The sequence below is a fragment of the Celeribacter indicus genome (assembly GCF_000819565.1).
GTDB lineage: Bacteria > Pseudomonadota > Alphaproteobacteria > Rhodobacterales > Rhodobacteraceae > Celeribacter > Celeribacter indicus.
In genome coordinates, this window is sequence record NZ_CP004393.1 from 3,211,819 (window position 1) to 3,228,561 (window position 16,743).

The window sequence follows — 16,743 nt, forward strand, 5'->3', positions numbered from 1 at the left end:
CGGACCCGCCATGACAGTCACACCGCATGTGGTTCCCATGAATGCCCCGGACGACGTTTCGGGGCTGAAGGCCCTGATTTGCTCTGGAACGCTCGCCCCCGCCGAGATCGTCGCCGTCATCGGCAAGACTGAGGGCAATGGCGGCGCGAACGACTTTACCCGCGCGCTGGCCACCCGCGCGCTGGCGGACCTGATCGCCGACGCCACCGACAGCACCCGCGCCGAGATTCTGGAGCGCGTGCTGATGATCTGGTCGGGCGGGTGCGAGGGCGTGCTGTCGCCGCATGCCACTGTCTTTACCCACACCCCCGCCACTGAGGCCGCCCCTGGCAAGACACTGGTGCTAGGCCTTGCCCGCACCCGCGCCATCCTGCCCGAGGAGATCGGCACCATCGCGCAGGCGCGCCTGACGGCCGAGGCCGTGCGCAAGGCGATGGCCAATGCGGGCTTGAGCGCAGCAGAAGACGTGCATTACGTCCAGATCAAGGGCCCCCTGCTCACGCCGGGCCGCATCGCAGACGCCGATGCGCGCGGAGCGCCGCTCGTCAGTCGCGACGGCAACCTGTCTAAGCCGCTCGCGCGCGGGATACTTGCCCTGGGCGTCGCGCAGGGCCTGGGCGAAGTCGCCGAAGCCGACCTCGTGCAGGAGAACGTGCTAGCCGACATGGGGCTTTTCTCGCGCGTCGCCTCGACCTCGGTCGGCGGCGAGGTGGATTGCGTGGAGGTCGCGCTGATGGGCAACGCCGAGGGCGGCGGCAGCCGGTTCCGCATCGGCCATGGCATGCTGGCCTCGGTCGTCGACGCCGACGGCATCCGGGCCGCGCATGACGATGCGGGCGGCGGCGCCATCGCCGCGATCTTCGCAAAGGCCGAACCGGCTGCCCGCGTCCTGGGCCTGCGCACCACCATGATGTCGGACGCCGACGTTCACGCCGAGCGCCACGCCCGCGCCGCGCTGTCGGCGGTGATCGCCGCAACGACAGGGCGCACCGCGGTCTTCATCTCGGGCGGCACCGAGCATCAGTGCCCCGAGGGCGCCGCCCCGATCGCCATCATCTGCGAGGTCTGATGCGCAGCCTTTTCGTGCGGCTGGCCGACACCACCTACCGGGTAGAGCGACCATTCTTCGCGCCGGAGCCGTCGCAGCGCGTCAGTGATGTCGCCGTCGACGCCGAGGGCCGCGTGCATGTCCTGCTTCGCGTCGACCCGCTGACGCATCCGCCGATCCCCGCGGTCGTTGTGCTTGATCCAGAGGGTTGCCCCCTCGAACGCTACGGCGAAGAGGTGCTCGACGCCCACGGGTTGACCATCGCACCCGACGGCGGCGTCTGGGTCGTGGATCGCGACGCCCACCGGCTGCTGGAATACCGCGGCGGGCGCCTGGCGCGGTCGATCGGGCGGCCCGATCGTCCAGGTGAACCCTTCAACCACCCCACCGCCGTGGCTTTCGGATCGGACGGAGCAGTCGTGGCCGGCGGCTACGCCGACGCCTCGGTGCATGTTCTGGACAGCCGCATGGAACCGCTCCGCCGCTTCGGCCGACTTGGCCGAGCACCCGACGCCCTGTCCAGCGTCCACGCCGTCTGGCAATCACCGGCTGGCAGCATCTACGTGGTCGACCGGAACAACGACGCGATCAAGCGGTTCTCGGCGACAGGTGAACTACTCGCCGTGTACGACGCCTTTTTTCAGCCGCAGGCTGTTACTGGACGGGGGGATGGCACCCTTCTGGTCACGGACACGACCCCCACCCTGACGCTGATGTCGCCAGACCTGCAACCCCTGGCCCAGTGTCGCCCGGTCGATTCCGGAGCCCACGGAGTTTCGAAGTCACCTTGCGGAACGATATACTTGGCCGAGCCGGCACCGTCGCGCGTGAGCCGCTTGGTTCCGATCTAAGAATTTCTCTCCAATCGCGAGCACCCCGATCTATCCTGTCAGAGAGGACGGACCGGGGGTCAAACCGGCAGACTGCTTTGAGGCTGCGCTGCCAGGTCGTTCCGCTGCTCTGGCACCTCTGTCCACCACGCCGGTCAGCGGGCCTTTCGGGAGTGCGGGTTGCGCGCAGGACGGTTCGCTGCTCTTCGCACGTGAGGCGCCGCGAACCAAGCTGAACTCGCCCCCGTTTGGACCGGACACTCAGGGGTGTCGGGATCGGTCGCAACGGGACGCTCGACTTCCGCGCCTGTCGTCAACTGAAAACGTAGAGTTTCGAGAAACTGCGGATAGCGACGCTGCAGTATGCCGAACAGGTTCGCGATGTCGCGGGCCTTGTCATTAATGACCTCCGCGCGCGGCCGAGTGCGCCGGCATATGGGGAACATACTGGATTGGTGCCGGGGAACCTATGTCATGTTTCGGCTAGTTTCACAGCCGTACTGCTGGTGCCTAAGAAAAGCATGGACTTGCTGGCGCCAGAGATCTCGCTGTAGTCGAGGTCAATGCCCACCACCGCGTCGGCGCCGAGGGCACGCGCCTCTTTTCTCAACTCATCCAGTGCGCTCTCGCGGGCGTGACCGTCGTCGAGAATGGCATAAACCGGGCTACGACCTTTTTTCGCCTTTCCCTTGCGCACAGGAATTTCCTTTTTCGCAAGATCGATGACGACCATATCGCCGGCCCACACCGTTGGCTGCATGCTTTCACCTTCGACGCGAGCGAGCACAGCATTGGCCGGAGAGATCCCGATCGTTCCAAGCCAGTCTCGCCGAAACGCGAGAGAGGAAATCATGAACTCATCGCCATTCGCGCGCCCGCCTCCGGCAGCGAGACTGGCCTCATGCAGAGGGATATTCGCAAAGTCATCTGGATTGGCGACTGGAGGTTGGTTCGCGTCGGGTAAATCTCGGGGCGGCCCAATGTAGAGTTCAAGCCCCAAGGCGTGACAAACGTCCATCGCCCGGTTGAGAGTTGTCCCCGATTTCTTTCCCCCACGCAGAATGCTTCCAACTGCATCAGCAGGTAGTCCAGCTGCCTTTTCGACAGCAAACGCGTTTGTATCCAATTGCTTGAGGCGCTCAGAGACAACGCGTGCCAGGGTTTTTTCCGCAGGTTCCACAATTCGGAGAAAAAATCGAAATTTGCCTCGCTTAACTGTCGGTAAAAACTCCGCTTAATAACACGGCAGATAGAGAATGCCTCGGAAAACAGGCCTGTTCCCAAGACTTGTGTGCCGGAAGCCGGGCTTGAGATTGGTGTGAAGACTGTATGGCGGAGGAGGTGGGATTCGAACCCACGGATGCTTGCACATCGCCGGTTTTCAAGACCGGTGCAATCGACCACTCTGCCACTCCTCCGGGGCGCCGCGAAGCGGGTGTTGCGCAGGCTTAGCCGGGGGCGTGCGATTCTGGAACCCTCTCCGCCGATCCGCAAGGAACCGGATTTTGCGCCCGAGGCCGCGCGCGGGGCTTTCCTGAACGCTCCATCGCGGGTAGACTTGCGCCTGCCCGCGCGCGGCTGCGGCCGGGGCCCTGCGCCGGTCCGGTCGGGACCGGAGGCCATGGTCCGGCAGAGGCGCACACGGGCGGGAGCAGTTCGAACGACATAAGATCCGTGCCGCAAAAAGGCGCAGGGTCGACCAAGGGGCATCGAGACACCATGACCAAGACCGGGCGACAGCCGGGCGCCATGCGCCGCGCCGCGCTATTCCTGACGACCTTTCTCGCGCTCGGCGCCTGTGCGGACGGCGGGTCCGTCCTCGGCGGGCTGAAGACATCCTCGGGCGGCGCGTCCGGCAACGCGACGTCGACGAAGCTCGTCGAACGCGACGTCGAGGCGCCGGATGTCTTCCAGGTCACCGACACCGGCCTGTGGGACGGGCGCCCCTCCCTCGGCGGTGTCTGGGTCGCCCATGCCAGGGTGAAGGACCCCGAACGGGTGATCATCCGCAACGAGGAGAACGGCAAGTTCGTCATCGGCGCGCTGTTCAAGCGCGAGGTGACGGCGCCGGGACCGGGCGTGCAGGTCTCCTCCGACGCGGCGGAGGCGCTCGGCATGCTCGCGGGGGCGCCGGCGAAGCTCAACGTCACCGCGCTCCGGCGCGAGGAGGTGCGCGGGCGCGGAGAGGAGACGGTCGCCACCATCGCGGCGGCCGAAAGCATCGAGGCCACCCCGCTCGACGACCCGATCGCCGACGCGGCGGCCACGCTCGATGCGCTCGCGGCGCCGGCCGCACCGGCGGCCCCCGCGGCCGCAGCTCCCGCACCGGTACCGGCGCCCGCGGCGGCACCGAAACCCGCCTCCGCCCTCGACCGGCCCTATCTCCAGATCGGGATCTTCTCCGTCGAGGCCAATGCGCGCCGGACGGTCGACATGCTCGGCTCCCAGGGCATCGTCGCGACGGTGAAACCGGGCGATTCCAGCGGCAAGGCGTTCTGGCGCGTGGTCGTGGGACCGGCCGCCTCCGCCGCAGAACGCGCCACGCTTCTCGAAAAAGTGAAAAGGGCGGGCTTCACGGACGCCTATGCCGTCACGCATTAAGGACGGGGCCGTCCGAGGCCCCGCCCCCGTCGCACAAAGTCACAGGACCAGGACACCCTTCATGCTTCGCCTCATCGCCAAAAGCCTCGCCACCGGCGTGACGCTCCTCACCCTCGCCCTGCCCGCCCGCGCCTTCGAGACGACGGCGGGGGCGGCCTGGGTCTATGACATGACGACCGATACGGTCCTGATGGAAAAGGAGGCGCAGACGCCGCTGCCGCCGGCCTCCATGTCCAAGCTGATGACGCTCAATATGCTGTTCGAGGCGCTGCGCGACGGGCGGGTGACACTCGACACGCGCTTTGCCGTGTCCACGCGGGCCAAGAGCATGGGCGGCTCGACGATGTTTCTCAACGAAACCGACCGTCCGACGGTGGAGGAGCTGATCCAGGGCATCATCGTGCTGTCGGGCAACGATGCCTGCGTCGTGGTGGCCGAGGGGCTCGCCGGCACCGAGGACAATTTCGCACGCCTCATGAACGAACGGGCAAAGGCGCTCGGGCTCGAGAACTCGACCTTCGCCAATGCCTCGGGCTGGCCCAATCCCGGCCAGCGCATGTCGATGGAGGATCTCGGCAAGCTCGCCGTGCGCTTCGTCTCCGAATTCCCGGAATATTACGGCTATTTCGGCCAGAATGAATTCCCCTACGACAACCGTGCGCCACAGAACCGCTTCAACCGCAACCCGCTCCTGAAACTGGGGATCGGGGCGGACGGGCTGAAGACCGGGCATACGCAGGAGGCCGGGCACGGGCTCGTCGGCTCCGCGATGCAGGGCACGCGCCGCATCGTCTTCGTGATCTCCGGCCTCGCCTCGGAGGCCGACCGCTCGCAGGAAAGCCAGCGCATCGTCAACTGGGCCTTCCGCCAGTTCGCGGAGAAGACCATCGCGGAGAGCGGGCATGAATTCGCCCGCGCGCAGGTCTGGATGGGCAACGAGACGGAGGTCGGCCTCGTCGCGGGAGAGGATGTCACCGTGCTCCTGCCCGGCTCCCAGCTCGAGGGGCTCGAGGCCGAGGTCGTCTATACCGGCCCCTTCGAGGCTCCGATCACCCAGGGCGACACGCTCGCGGAACTGGTGATCACCCGCGGCGACCTGCCCGAGGCGCGGGTTCCGCTGGTCGCGGACCGCTCGGTGGCGCGCGGCGGCTTCGGTCCGCGGTTGCGCACGGCCTTCATGGTGCTTAAGGACAAGCTGGAGGGACAAACGGGCCTGTCCGTGTCCAACTGACCGCCAACCGCCGCGGGGAGCGCCATGTTCATCAGTCTCGAGGGCATCGACGGGTCCGGAAAATCGACGCAGGCGCGTCTTCTTGCCGAGGATCTGCGCGCCCGCGGCGTCGGGGTGGTGCTCACGCGCGAACCCGGCGGTTCGCCGGGCGCCGAGGAGATCCGTGCCCTCGTGCTCGAAGGCGATCCCGACCGCTGGTCGGCGGAGACCGAGATCCTGCTGTTCACCGCCGCGCGCCGCGACCATCTTGAAAAGACCATCCGCCCCGCCCTGGCCGCCGGCAAGGTCGTGATCTGCGACCGCTTCGCCGACAGCACGCGGGTCTTCCAGGGCGTCACGCGCGGCGATCTGCGGGACAAGGTGAACCGGCTGCACGCGGAGATGATCGGGATCGAGCCCGACCTGACGCTCCTGTTCGACATGGACCCCGCGATCGGGCTGGCGCGCGCCAAGGGGCGGCAGACGGCCGAGGAGAGGTTCGAGGATTTCGGCGCCGGATTCCAGGAGAAATGCCGCGCCGCCTTTCTCGATCTCGCGCGCGGCAACGCCCGTTTCGCGGTGATCGACGCGGGCCGGGACGTCGCGACGGTGGCCCGAGAGGTCGCGGCTTTGGTGCACGCGCGCCTGTCCGCGGCGGCGGCGCCATGAGCGCCGCGCTCGGGGAGATGGAGCTTGCGCCCGAGGCGGACCGCGCCCCCGGCGCGCCGCACCCGCGCGAGACCGTGGCGCTGTTCGGCCAGGACGCGGCGGAGGCCCGCTTCCTCGACGCCTTCACCACCGGGCGGCTGCATCACGCCTGGCTGATCACCGGCCCGCGCGGCGTGGGCAAGGCGACACTCGCCTGGCGCATCGCGCGGTTTCTGCTCGCCCAGCCGGTCGGGGAGCCGGGCGGCGGCCTGTTCGGCGCGGCCCCGCCCCCGCCCGACACGCTCGACATCGGCACGGATCACCCGGTCTACCGGCGCTCCGCGCAGCTGGCCGAGCCGCGCCTGTGCCTCATCCGCCGCGCCTGGGACGAGAAGAAGGCGCGCCATGCCGCGCAGATCTCCGTCGAGGAGGTGCGCAAGCTCAACGGGTTTTTCCACATGTCCGCCGCCGACGGCGGGCGGCGCGTGGTGATCGTCGACAGTGCCGACGAGATGAACGTTTCCGCCGCCAACGCGCTCCTGAAGACGCTCGAGGAGCCGCCGAAACATGCCGTCCTCCTGCTCGTCTCGCACCAGCCCTCGCGGCTTCTGCCGACGATCCGCTCGCGCTGCCGCGAGCTGCGGCTCGCCCCGCTCGGACAGGACGATCTCGCCCGCGCGCTTGACGCGGCGGGCTTCGATGCCGCAGACCGGTCGGATGCGCTCGCCGAACTGTCGGCGGGTTCCGTGGGGGAGGCGTTGCGCTTGACCAATCTGGACGGGGTGGAGACCTATGGCGAGATCATCGCGCTCTTTGCCACCATGCCGCGGCTCGACCGGGCGCGCGCGCTGAAGCTCGCCGAAGGCTGCGTCGGTGCGGCGAACGTGGAGCGGTTCGACCTCGTGCTCGGGCTGATGGACCGGTTTCTCGCCCGGCTCGCCCGCGCCGGGGCGGGGCGCCCCCCGATCGTCGAGGCCGCGCCGGGAGAGGCCGGCCTGATGGCCCGGCTTGCCCCGGATGCCTGGGCCGCGGGTGACTGGGCGGTGCTGCAACAGGAGCTTTCGGCGCGGGCGGCGCATGCGCGCGCGGTCAACCTTGACCCTGCCGCGCTGATCCTAGATATGGTATTCAAGATCAACGACACGGCTTCCCGCGTGGCGCGATGACGCGCCCGGCGTGGGTGGCTTTCCAGCGACAGAGCCGCCTCCGGATGACCACCCTTCCCCGCCTGACCGACAGCCATTGCCATCTCGACTTTCCCGATTTCGCCGATGAACTTCCCGAGGTGATCGCGCGCGCCGCGGCGGCCGGCGTGCACCGGATGGTGACGATCTGCACCCGCCTGCGCCAGGCCGACCGGGTGCGCGCCATCGCGGAGGACCATGCCTCCGTCTACTGGGCCGCGGGCACGCATCCGATGTCCGCCGCCGAGGAGCCGCTTGCCACCGTCGCGGAGCTCGTCGCGCTGGCGGAGCACCCGAAATTCGTCGGCATCGGCGAGACCGGGCTCGATTACCACTACACCGCCGAGAGCGCCGCGATCCAGCAGGAGAGCCTGCGCCTCCATATCGAGGCCGCGCGGATCACGCAGCTGCCGCTGATCATCCATGCCCGCGCGGCCGATGACGATATGGCGCGCATCCTCACGGAGGAGTTCAGGGCCGGCGCCTATCCCTGTGTCATGCATTGCTTTTCCTCCTCCCGCGCGCTCGCCGAAGCGGCGCTCGACCTCGGCTTCTACCTGTCGATGTCGGGGATCACCGCCTTCCCGAAATCCGGGGAGCTGCGCGAGATCTTCCGCGACGTGCCGCGGGACCGGATCCTGGTGGAGACCGACAGCCCCTATCTCGCGCCGCCGCCCCATCGCGGCAAGCGCAACGAACCCGCCTATGTCGCGAAGACCGCCGCGAATGCCGCGGAGACCTTCGAGATGGACCTGGCGGAATTCGCAGAGCTGACCGAGGCGAATTTCGCCCGCCTCTTCACGAAGGCCGCCGCATGAGCACGCGCTTCACCATCCTGGGCTGCGGCTCCTCGGGCGGTGTGCCGCGGATCGGCGGGCTCTGGGGCGCCTGCGATCCGGCCAACCCGAAGAACCGGCGCCTGCGCTGTTCCGCACTGGTCGAGCGCGACGGGCCGGAGGGCACGACCACCGTGCTCATCGACACCTCGCCCGACATGCGCGAACAGCTCCTGAGGGCGAATGTCTCCCGGCTCGACGGGGTGATCTTCACCCATCCGCATGCCGACCACGTCCACGGGCTCGACGACCTGCGCCAGATCGTGTTCAACATGCGCGAACGGGTGGATGTCTGGGCCGACAGCGAGACGGAGAACGACCTGATCTCGCGCTTCGGCTATGCCTTCATCCAGCCCGAGGGCTCGAACTACCCGCCGATCCTGAACCTGCACGCCATCCGCGGCCCGGTGACGGTGGAGGGCCCCGGCGGACCGGTCACGCTGACGCCGATCAAGGTCAATCACGGCCAGATCGACGCGCTCGGCTTCCGCATCGGTGACCTCGCCTATATCCCGGACGTGCTCGAGATCTTCGAGACGAGCTGGCCGCTGCTCGAGGGGCTCGACACTCTCGTGATCGACGCGCTGCGCTACAAGCCGCACCCCTCGCATGCCCATCTCGAGCTCGCCCTCGGCTGGATCGCGCGCGCCCGTCCGCGCCGCGCGATCCTGACCAACATGCATATCGACATCGACCGCGACACGGTGGACCGCCAGACCCCGGATCACGTCACACCCGCCTATGACGGGCTCGTGCTCGAGATCGCGGGCGATCCCGCCTGATGCAGACACTCTTCGATGTGATCCTGCCGGTCTTCCTTGTGATCGGCTTCGGCTATCTCGCCACCTGGCGGCACTGGATATCCGACGAGGCGATCGACGCGGTGATGGATTTCGCCCAGAATTTCGCCGTCCCCACCCTGCTCTTCGCCGGCATCGCGCGGATCGACCTCGGGGAGAACTTCCACCCGCCGCTCCTGATCTCCTTCTATTCCGGGGCGCTGGCGGGCGGGCTCGCGGGATTCCTCGGCGCGCGCTTCCTGTTCCGGCGGGAGCTGACCGACAGCGTCGCCATCGGCTTCGTCGGGATGTTCTCCAACTCGCTCCTGCTCGGCATCCCGATCACCGAACGCGCCTATGGCGAGGCGGCGCTGGCCTGGAACTACGCGATCATCTCGATCCATTCGCCGCTGCTCTACGCGGTCGGCATCTCCGCGATGGAGCTGGCGCGCACCGCCGGCATGGGCCTGTCGGGCTACAGGATTTTCCGCCAGATCCTCACGGCCATCGGCCAGAACCCCCTCGTGCTCGGGATCGCGGCGGGCTGGATCGTCAACCTCTCGGGCCTCACCCTGCCCCGGCCGGTCTGGGACGCCGTCGCGCTCATGAACCGTGCGGCGATCCCCGCCGCGCTGTTCGCCCTCGGCGGCGTGCTGCTGCGCTACAGGCCCGAGGGCGACATGCGGATGATCGCCTGGACGATCGTCGCCTCGCTCGTCGTCCATCCCGTGATCACCTACGGGCTCGGCCATTTCGCCTTCGGCCTCGGGGCGGGTCCGCTGCGCTCCGCCACGATCACCGCCGCGATGGCGCCGGGGGTGAACGCCTATCTCTTCGCCAACATGTACGGGGTCGCCAAGCGCGTCGCGGCCTCCGCGGTGCTGATTTCCACCGCGCTCTGCATCGTCACGACCTGGGTCTGGCTCGGCCTGCTGCCCTGAGCGCGGCCCGTGGCTTTTGCGGCACAGCCACGCAATTTGCCCCCTCACGCCCCATTCCTGCCACAAAATTCGCCGATGCACATCCGCAGTATTTCGCACGCCGCCCAGCGCGCGGCCAAAGGCAATTTATATCGAGTAGAGTGGAATGGCCGTCTACACCCTGAAGTTTTACGACATCAACCCCACCGGTTTCCTCGGCAACGCGGGCAGCACCGGGACCTACCGCGGCCCGGACACCGCAGCGGGCATCGCCACGGTCACCGACAGCCAACGGGGCGCGGACGGCACCGGCCTCGATGATGACGACAGGGGGGAGAACGCGCGGGCGAACATCTCGCTCGGCCGCTACAGCTCGAGCAACTCGCCGGTCGACGCGGAGATCGTCTGGACGGTGCGCGACACGGTGACGAACCAGACCTTCCAGGTGGTCCAGTTCGACGTCGAAAGCGGCTCCGCCAGGGGCTATTACACGCTATCGGAAAAGCCGCTCGTCTCCGGCCGCAGCTACGAGGTGATCTCGCGGCACGACAATCCCGACATGGGCTCGAACGGCGCGGACGGGTTCAGCTATGCCGATTATCAGGACGGGCTGATCGAGGGCACCTCGGGCGACGACGTGATCAATTCGACCACCACCCCCGATCCGCAGGGCGAGCTTGTCGACGAGCAATACCGCGTCGAAAACGTGTTCAGCTGGGAACAGCTCGACCGCGACGGGAGATCGGTCGAGAACGGCGCGAGCACCACCGTGGGCGGCGTCAGGGTCTCGGTCGGCTACAGTGAGACCGCAAGGGACAACACCGCGACGATTTCCAACGACCGGATCTACACCGAGAATGGCGATTTCGACAGCGACAGTTCGCTGCGGCTCTTCGGCACCGGCGCACGCGGCGAGACTTCGAAACTCACGCTCGACTTCTCCTCCTCCAACGGCGCGACGGCGCAGAACGTGGAAAATGTCAGCTTCCGCATCAGCGACATCGACACTTACAATTTTACCGACCGGGTGACGGTCACCACCTACGATGCCGACGGGAACGCAGTCACCCTGACGATCACCTCCGAGGGCGCGGTCCGTGTCAACGGCAACACCGCCACGGCAACGTATAACGCAAACTATGTCGAAGGCGACGATGCCAACGGCGCGATCCTGGTGACCATCCCCGGCCCCGTCTCCTCCGTCGAGATCAGCTATTCCAACGCCGGAAGCCCCGCCCAGCAGGCGATCTACGTCTCCGATGTGAAGTTCGAAACCGTCTATACCGATGCCGACGACGTGATCGACGCAGGGGCCGGCAATGACGTGATCGACTCGGGCCTCGGCAACGACACCGTTCACGCCGGCGCGGGCAACGACACCGTGCGCGCGGGCCCCGGCAACGACACCGTCTATGGCGGGACGGGCAATGACGTGATCGACGGCGGCGCGGGCAACGACACGCTGCACGGCGAGGACGGCAACGACACGCTCATCGGCGGCGCAGGCAATGATACGATGACCGGCGGCAACGGCGACGACACGTTCATCGGCGGCGCCGGCGCGGACAGCATGGATGGCGGCACCGGCCAGGATACCATCGACTACTCCGCCTCGGGCGCAGGTGTCTCCGTCAACCTCGCCACAGGCAGCTTCTCCGGCGGCGATGCCGAAGGCGACAGTGGCACAGGCATCGACGGCATCATCGGCTCGGCCTACGACGACACGCTCATCGGCTTCGACGGCCAGAGCACCTCGGGCGCGGATGCCTATACGAACATCTTCCACGGCGGCGCGGGCAACGATTACCTCGACGGCGCGGGCGGCGATGACGAGCTCTACGGAGACGAGGGCGACGACACGATCCTCGGCGGCGCGGGCAACGACCTGATCGACGGCGGCGACGGCAACGACACGATCCACGGCGGCACGGGGGCGGACAGGATCTTCGGCGGCGCGGGCGACGACACGATCTATGCGGGCGGCGGCGACACGATCACCGGCGGCGCGGGCAACGACCGTATCATCATCGACCCCGGCCTGCTCGACGGCAGGACGATCACGATCATCGGCTCGGAAATCGACGATGACGAGCAGGGCGACGTGCTCGACCTCTCGCGGCTCGGGTCGAATTTCATCCGCGGCTCCATCTCCTATGACGAGACCAACCGGGAAAACGGATCGCTGACGCTCGCGGACGGCACCGTCATCAATTTCAGCAATATCGAGACCGTCATCTGTTTCGCCCGAGGCACGCGCATCGCGACGCCGCAGGGCGCGCGCCGGGTGGAAGACCTGCGCGTCGGCGATCCGGTCGTGACGATGGACAACGGCATCCAGCGCCTGCGCTGGATCGGTGCGCGCGAGGTGCCCGCGGTCGGGCGTTTCGCCCCGGTGGAGATCGCGGCGGGCGCGCTCGGCAACGAGGCGGCGCTGACCGTCTCGCCGCAGCACCGGATGCTGCTGCGCGGCTGGCGCGCGGACATGCTCTTCGGCACGTCGGAGGTCTTTGCCGCGGCCCGGCACCTCGTCAACGGGCGCACGATCCGGCAGCGGCCGGGCGGCACGGTGTGCTACTACCACCTGATGTTCGACCGTCACGAGGTGATCTTTGCCGAGGGCGCGGCGTCGGAAAGTTTCCACGTCTCTGATTATTCGCTGACCGGCGTCGCGGACCGGGCGCGCGAGGAGTTGTTCGCCCTCTTCCCCGAACTGCGCAGCCTGCCGGGCAGCCATGGCGACACCGCACGCCGCTGTCTCAAATCGCATGAGGCGGAGCTACTGATCGCCTGAGGCGGAACGGGGCTCCGGGCCTCGCCCGCGCCCCGGCTGCGGAGGGATCAGCCCGCCGGATCGACGGTGCGGGGGCGTCCTTGGTCATCGACCGCGACCATGGTGAACCGCGCCTCGGTCACCTGCTCCCGCTCGGCGGTGTAGGCGCGCCGGGCCCAGACCTCGATCCGGATCACGACAGAGCTGCGGCCGACATGATCGACGGCGGTATAGACACACAGCGTATCGCCCACCTTGACCGGCTTGCGGAACACGATCTCGTTGGCGGCCACGGTCACGGTGCGCCCGTTGCTGCGCTCATTGGCCCGGATCGCGGCCGCAAGGTCCATCTGGCTCATCACCCAGCCGCCGAAGATGTCGCCGGCGGCGTTCGTGTCGGCGGGCATCGCCAGGGTGCGCAGGGTCAGTTCCATTCCCTCGGGCGTGTGTCGGGGCATGGCGGGTCTCCGTTTGCATCTGCTCGTCCTGCTTCCGACATGGCACGCAGGCGCCCGCGCCTCAAGCCCGCATGCCCGATCGCCGCCGCATACCCGCCCAGCGGTCCTTGCAGAGCCTGGCGTCCCGGCCCAAAGAAAAACCCCCGCCGATCCGGCAGGGGCTTTTTCAGTCTCTCCGCGAGGGAGGAGATGGTGCGGTCGAGAAGACTCGAACTTCCACGGGAGTTACCCCACAGCGACCTCAACGCTGCGCGTCTACCAATTCCGCCACGACCGCACTGTCTTGGCTTGGTGAGGGGCTATCTACCGAAGCGTTCGGGCGATGTGAAGAGGAAAAAGCGCGGCGGCCCGATTTTTTTGCCCGGCCCGCGCCAAGCCCCTGAAACCCCGACGGAAAAAGGCCGCCACGGGGGCGGCCTTTGAGCCCGGTCATGCGGAGTGGTCATTCAGTCCGTCACGGAAAACACCGGAAGCGCGGTGCCCGAGGCCGGAACCACCGCGGGCGCCTCCTGCGCCGGGACGCCGGTCAGCGACAGGGAGGCCTTTTTCAGCAACCCCGCCCGTTCCGGCTGGCCGGGGGCGAAGACCGCGGGAACGCCCGCATCGAGTGCCGCGAGGCTGTCGCCATACCAGGCCTGCGCCAGATCGGGGCGCTGGGTCGCACCGACGCCCTGGCTCAGGTGATGGCCGAGCAGCTCGCCATAGGCGCGCTCGCCCAGGGCGACGAGGATCAGCGAGGAGGCCAGCGCGACATCCAGATTGTCGGTGCGGTAGCCGACCGAAAGGCAGATCTTCGCCGTGCCCTTGAGCTGCGCCGGGGCCATGCCGGAATTCAGCACGAAATCCGAGGTTTCCGAGAGCACCGCGTCCCGCGGCTTCACCGACAGCGCGGCGATCTGGGAGGCCATGGCGGGGGCGAGCCCCTCGCACTGGGCGGCGATCTGTTCGGGGGTGAAGCCCGACACTTTCGCGATCATCTCCTCGCCCTGCGAGATCGCGTAGGTCCGCGCGAGGCAGAACTGTTCGTTGAGCGCCTGGTCGGGATCGGTCATCGACGCCTCGGTGACGAAGCCGCCGTTGGTGTTGGTCAGCAGGGACACCTTGTTGCAATGGGACGCAAGCGAGACCTTCTCCCCCGCGCCGAGGAAATTCGGCATCGCGCCGGGCGCCTTGTCCTCTGCCGGCGCGGCGGCGACAAAGCTCGGCATGGCGGCCTGCGCGGCGGCGGCGGCCGGGGCGGTTGCCTGCGGCATCACCGGGTTGACGACGACCGTGGTCATGGGGGCGGCGGCCGGTGCGGCGGCGGGTATCATGGGCTGGGCGCTGCCGGCCGCGCCGCCGGCCATTTCCTGGCGATAGGCCTTCAGGAGGCCGCGCGTGCCGTCCGGGCTCGCGGCGATGATCCGGGCGGTCTGCGCCCCGCCCGCCTGGGCGCGGTTGTAGGAGGAGATCAGGAGTTCCTGCTCGAACGGCGTGAGCTGTCCCGTGGCGGGATAGCCGAGATAGACCTGATAGGAGGACACGGCGTTGCGCGTCTTCTGGCCGAGCTGGCCATCGACCGTACCGGCGTTGAAACCGAAATAATTGAGCGAGGCCTGGATCTCCCGCCCCTCCTGCGTGGAGGGCAGGCGCGGACGATAGCTCGTCGCGGGCTGGCGGGTGGTGGTCGCGGTCTTCTTCGGCTGCTGGCTCGCCGCCCCCAGAAGGCCGCCGATCACCGCGCCGGCGATGAAATCGCCGGTATCGGCCTGAACGCGCGAGGTCGCGCCGATCATGAGCGATGCGGCCAAGGCCGTCGAAACGAAATACTTGATCATCGGAATACCCCTTCCGCGAGAAAACCTACAGGATGGCCGAAACTCTATCACGCAGGCGTGAGGACCAAAGCGTTTTCTGCCCCGCCACCGGATTTTGCCCCTCCCGCCGCCGGAAAATGCCGGCGTTGCCCCGTTTTTGCCCGACCGCCCCTTTTCCCCGCCCGGCCCGCGCAGTAGATCGGAGCGGCGAGACGGGCGAGGACTGCACGATGGTGGAATGGCGAATCTCCGAGGGGCTGACGGGATACGAGACCGCGCTGGCGCAGATGGAGGCGCGGGCGGAGGCGATCGCGGCGGGCGAGGCCGGGGAGATGATCTGGCTGCTCGAGCACCCGCCGCTCTATACCGCCGGCACCTCGGCGCGGCGCGAGGATCTCGTCGATCCCGACCGCTTTCCCGTGCACCAGACCCGGCGCGGCGGGCAGTATACCTATCACGGGCCGGGACAGCGCGTCGCCTATGCGATGCTCGACCTGAACCGGCGCGGGCGGGACGTGCGCAAGTTCGTCGCCGACATGGAAGCCTGGGTGATCGCGGCGCTCGCCGAGTTCAACGTGACGGGCGAGATCCGCGACGGCCGCGTCGGCGTCTGGGTCGTGCGCGACGACAAGCCGCTGACGCCCGCCGGCGGGAAACCCGAGGACAAGATCGCCGCGATCGGCCTGCGGGTCCGCAAATGGGTCTCCTTCCACGGGCTCGCGATCAATGTCGATCCGGACCTGTCGCATTTCGACGGCATCGTGCCCTGCGGCATCCGCGACCACGGGGTGACCTCGCTCGTCGATCTCGGGCTTCCGGTGAGCATGGCGGATGTGGATGTCGCGCTGCGGCGCGGCTTCGGCCAGGTCTTCGGCGGCTGATCCGGCGGCGCCGGAGAGGCGGCCCCGCGGGTGCGACAATCCATTGCTGGCAGATCGCGCCAGACACGCTATGGTGACGCCCGGACACATGAATCAACGGGAGATTCCACCCAATGACCAAACTCTTTGCCTTCACAGCCGCCGCCCTGTTGGCAAGCACCGCCGCAACCTTCGCGCAGGGTGACGCCGCCAATGGCGAGAAGGAATTCCGCAAGTGCAAATCCTGCCACATGATCGCCTCCGAGGAGGAAACGTTCGTCAAGGGCGGAAAGACCGGACCCAACCTCCATGGCGTGGTCGGCCGTCCGGTGGCCTCGGTCGAAGGCTTCAACTACGGTGACGGCATCCTCGCGGTCGGCGCGACCGGCGCGGTCTGGGACGAGGCGTCCCTCGCCGAATACGTGGCCGACCCGACCGAATATATCGACACGCATGGCGGTTCCGGCCGCTCGAAGATGACCTTCAAGCTGCCGAAGGGCGGCGAGGACGTCGCGGCCTATCTCGCGACCTTCTCCGAGGACGCCCCCGCCGCGGACGAGGCACCGGCCGAGGACGCGCCTGCCGAAGACGCTCCGGCGACGGAATAAGCGCGCCGCCCGCGACGCGACCTGCCAGACCCGCCGCCCCGTATGAGGCGGCGGTTTTGCGTTCTGCACGGGCCGCGCGCGTCCCGCGACAAAATGTCGAAAATTCTGCCGCCGCGATGCGCAGAGCGATTGCTCTCGCCCGCGTGAGGGCTTACAACCTGTTTCAACTCTGCCCATGACTCCCCGGCGAGACCG

General features: G+C 67.8%; 15 protein-coding genes and 2 tRNA genes. 12 read left to right on the top strand and 5 right to left on the bottom strand.

Annotation, left to right across the window (positions count from 1 at the left end):
- Positions 1-10 precede the first annotated feature (10 nt).
- Positions 11-1,069 (top strand): cyanuric acid amidohydrolase, encoded by a 1,059-nt coding sequence (gene atzD, locus P73_RS15860; protein ID WP_043870325.1) that lies wholly within the window; start codon positions 11-13, stop codon positions 1,067-1,069.
- Positions 1,069-1,899: an NHL repeat-containing protein gene (locus P73_RS15865; RefSeq protein WP_043870326.1), complete on the top strand. Its 831-nt coding sequence runs from the start codon at positions 1,069-1,071 to the stop codon at positions 1,897-1,899. The genes atzD and P73_RS15865 overlap by 1 nt, the downstream gene beginning before the upstream one ends.
- Positions 1,900-2,350: 451 nt before the next feature.
- Here P73_RS15865 and P73_RS26830 read toward each other — a convergent pair whose 3' ends face one another.
- Both P73_RS26830 and P73_RS15875 read right to left on the bottom strand, forming a co-directional pair.
- On the bottom strand, positions 2,351-3,058 hold the full coding sequence (locus P73_RS26830; protein WP_476727303.1) for a heavy metal-binding domain-containing protein: 708 nt from the start codon (positions 3,056-3,058) through the stop codon (positions 2,351-2,353).
- A gap of 150 nt (positions 3,059-3,208) precedes the next feature.
- Positions 3,209-3,296 (bottom strand) — tRNA-Ser (locus tag P73_RS15875).
- Positions 3,297-3,597: 301 nt separating this feature from the next.
- Between P73_RS15875 and P73_RS15880 the strand changes: the two genes are divergently transcribed.
- The 8 genes from P73_RS15880 (at position 3,598) to P73_RS15915 (ending at position 12,847) form a co-directional block, all read left to right on the top strand.
- Positions 3,598-4,479, top strand: a complete 882-nt coding sequence (locus P73_RS15880; protein WP_043870328.1) for an SPOR domain-containing protein — start codon at positions 3,598-3,600, stop codon at positions 4,477-4,479.
- Between the two features lie 61 nt (positions 4,480-4,540).
- Positions 4,541-5,710, top strand: a complete 1,170-nt coding sequence (locus P73_RS15885; protein WP_043870329.1) for a D-alanyl-D-alanine carboxypeptidase family protein — start codon at positions 4,541-4,543, stop codon at positions 5,708-5,710.
- A 24-nt stretch (positions 5,711-5,734) separates the two neighbouring features.
- Positions 5,735-6,358 carry a dTMP kinase gene (gene tmk, locus P73_RS15890; RefSeq protein WP_043870330.1) on the top strand — a complete coding sequence of 208 codons (624 nt, stop codon included), beginning with the start codon at positions 5,735-5,737 and terminating at the stop codon, positions 6,356-6,358.
- Positions 6,355-7,503, top strand: a complete 1,149-nt coding sequence (locus P73_RS15895) for a DNA polymerase III subunit delta' (RefSeq protein ID WP_043870331.1) — start codon at positions 6,355-6,357, stop codon at positions 7,501-7,503. Before tmk ends, P73_RS15895 begins: the two co-directional genes overlap by 4 nt.
- Positions 7,504-7,547: 44 nt before the next feature.
- On the top strand, positions 7,548-8,339 hold the full coding sequence (locus P73_RS15900) for a TatD family hydrolase (protein ID WP_043870332.1): 792 nt from the start codon (positions 7,548-7,550) through the stop codon (positions 8,337-8,339).
- Complete coding sequence (locus tag P73_RS15905) at positions 8,336-9,139, top strand: MBL fold metallo-hydrolase (RefSeq protein ID WP_043870333.1); 804 nt, start codon at positions 8,336-8,338, stop codon at positions 9,137-9,139. Before P73_RS15900 ends, P73_RS15905 begins: the two co-directional genes overlap by 4 nt.
- Positions 9,139-10,077 carry an AEC family transporter gene (locus P73_RS15910; protein WP_043870334.1) on the top strand — a complete coding sequence of 313 codons (939 nt, stop codon included), beginning with the start codon at positions 9,139-9,141 and terminating at the stop codon, positions 10,075-10,077. Before P73_RS15905 ends, P73_RS15910 begins: the two co-directional genes overlap by 1 nt.
- 145 nt (positions 10,078-10,222) lie before the next feature.
- Positions 10,223-12,847, top strand: coding sequence for a Hint domain-containing protein (locus P73_RS15915; protein ID WP_052453346.1), 2,625 nt, complete (start codon positions 10,223-10,225; stop codon positions 12,845-12,847).
- 47 nt (positions 12,848-12,894) lie between these two features.
- Here the strand turns inward: P73_RS15915 and P73_RS15920 are convergent, their stop codons facing one another.
- The 3 genes from P73_RS15920 to P73_RS15930 form a co-directional block, all read right to left on the bottom strand.
- A complete protein-coding gene (locus P73_RS15920; protein WP_043870335.1) occupies positions 12,895-13,284 on the bottom strand; it encodes an acyl-CoA thioesterase in 390 nt (129 codons plus the stop codon).
- A 190-nt stretch (positions 13,285-13,474) separates the two neighbouring features.
- Positions 13,475-13,561: transfer RNA gene (locus P73_RS15925), tRNA-Leu, on the bottom strand.
- A 169-nt stretch (positions 13,562-13,730) separates the two neighbouring features.
- Complete coding sequence (locus P73_RS15930; protein ID WP_052453347.1) at positions 13,731-15,101, bottom strand: peptidoglycan-binding domain-containing protein; 1,371 nt, start codon at positions 15,099-15,101, stop codon at positions 13,731-13,733.
- Between the two features lie 209 nt (positions 15,102-15,310).
- Here P73_RS15930 and lipB point away from each other — a divergent pair, with 209 nt between their 5' ends.
- Positions 15,311-15,961, top strand: a complete 651-nt coding sequence (gene lipB / locus P73_RS15935) for a lipoyl(octanoyl) transferase LipB (RefSeq protein WP_043870336.1) — start codon at positions 15,311-15,313, stop codon at positions 15,959-15,961.
- 113 nt (positions 15,962-16,074) lie between these two features.
- Positions 16,075-16,548 carry a c-type cytochrome gene (locus tag P73_RS15940; protein WP_043870337.1) on the top strand — a complete coding sequence of 158 codons (474 nt, stop codon included), beginning with the start codon at positions 16,075-16,077 and terminating at the stop codon, positions 16,546-16,548.
- The last annotated feature ends 195 nt before the right edge of the window (positions 16,549-16,743 follow it).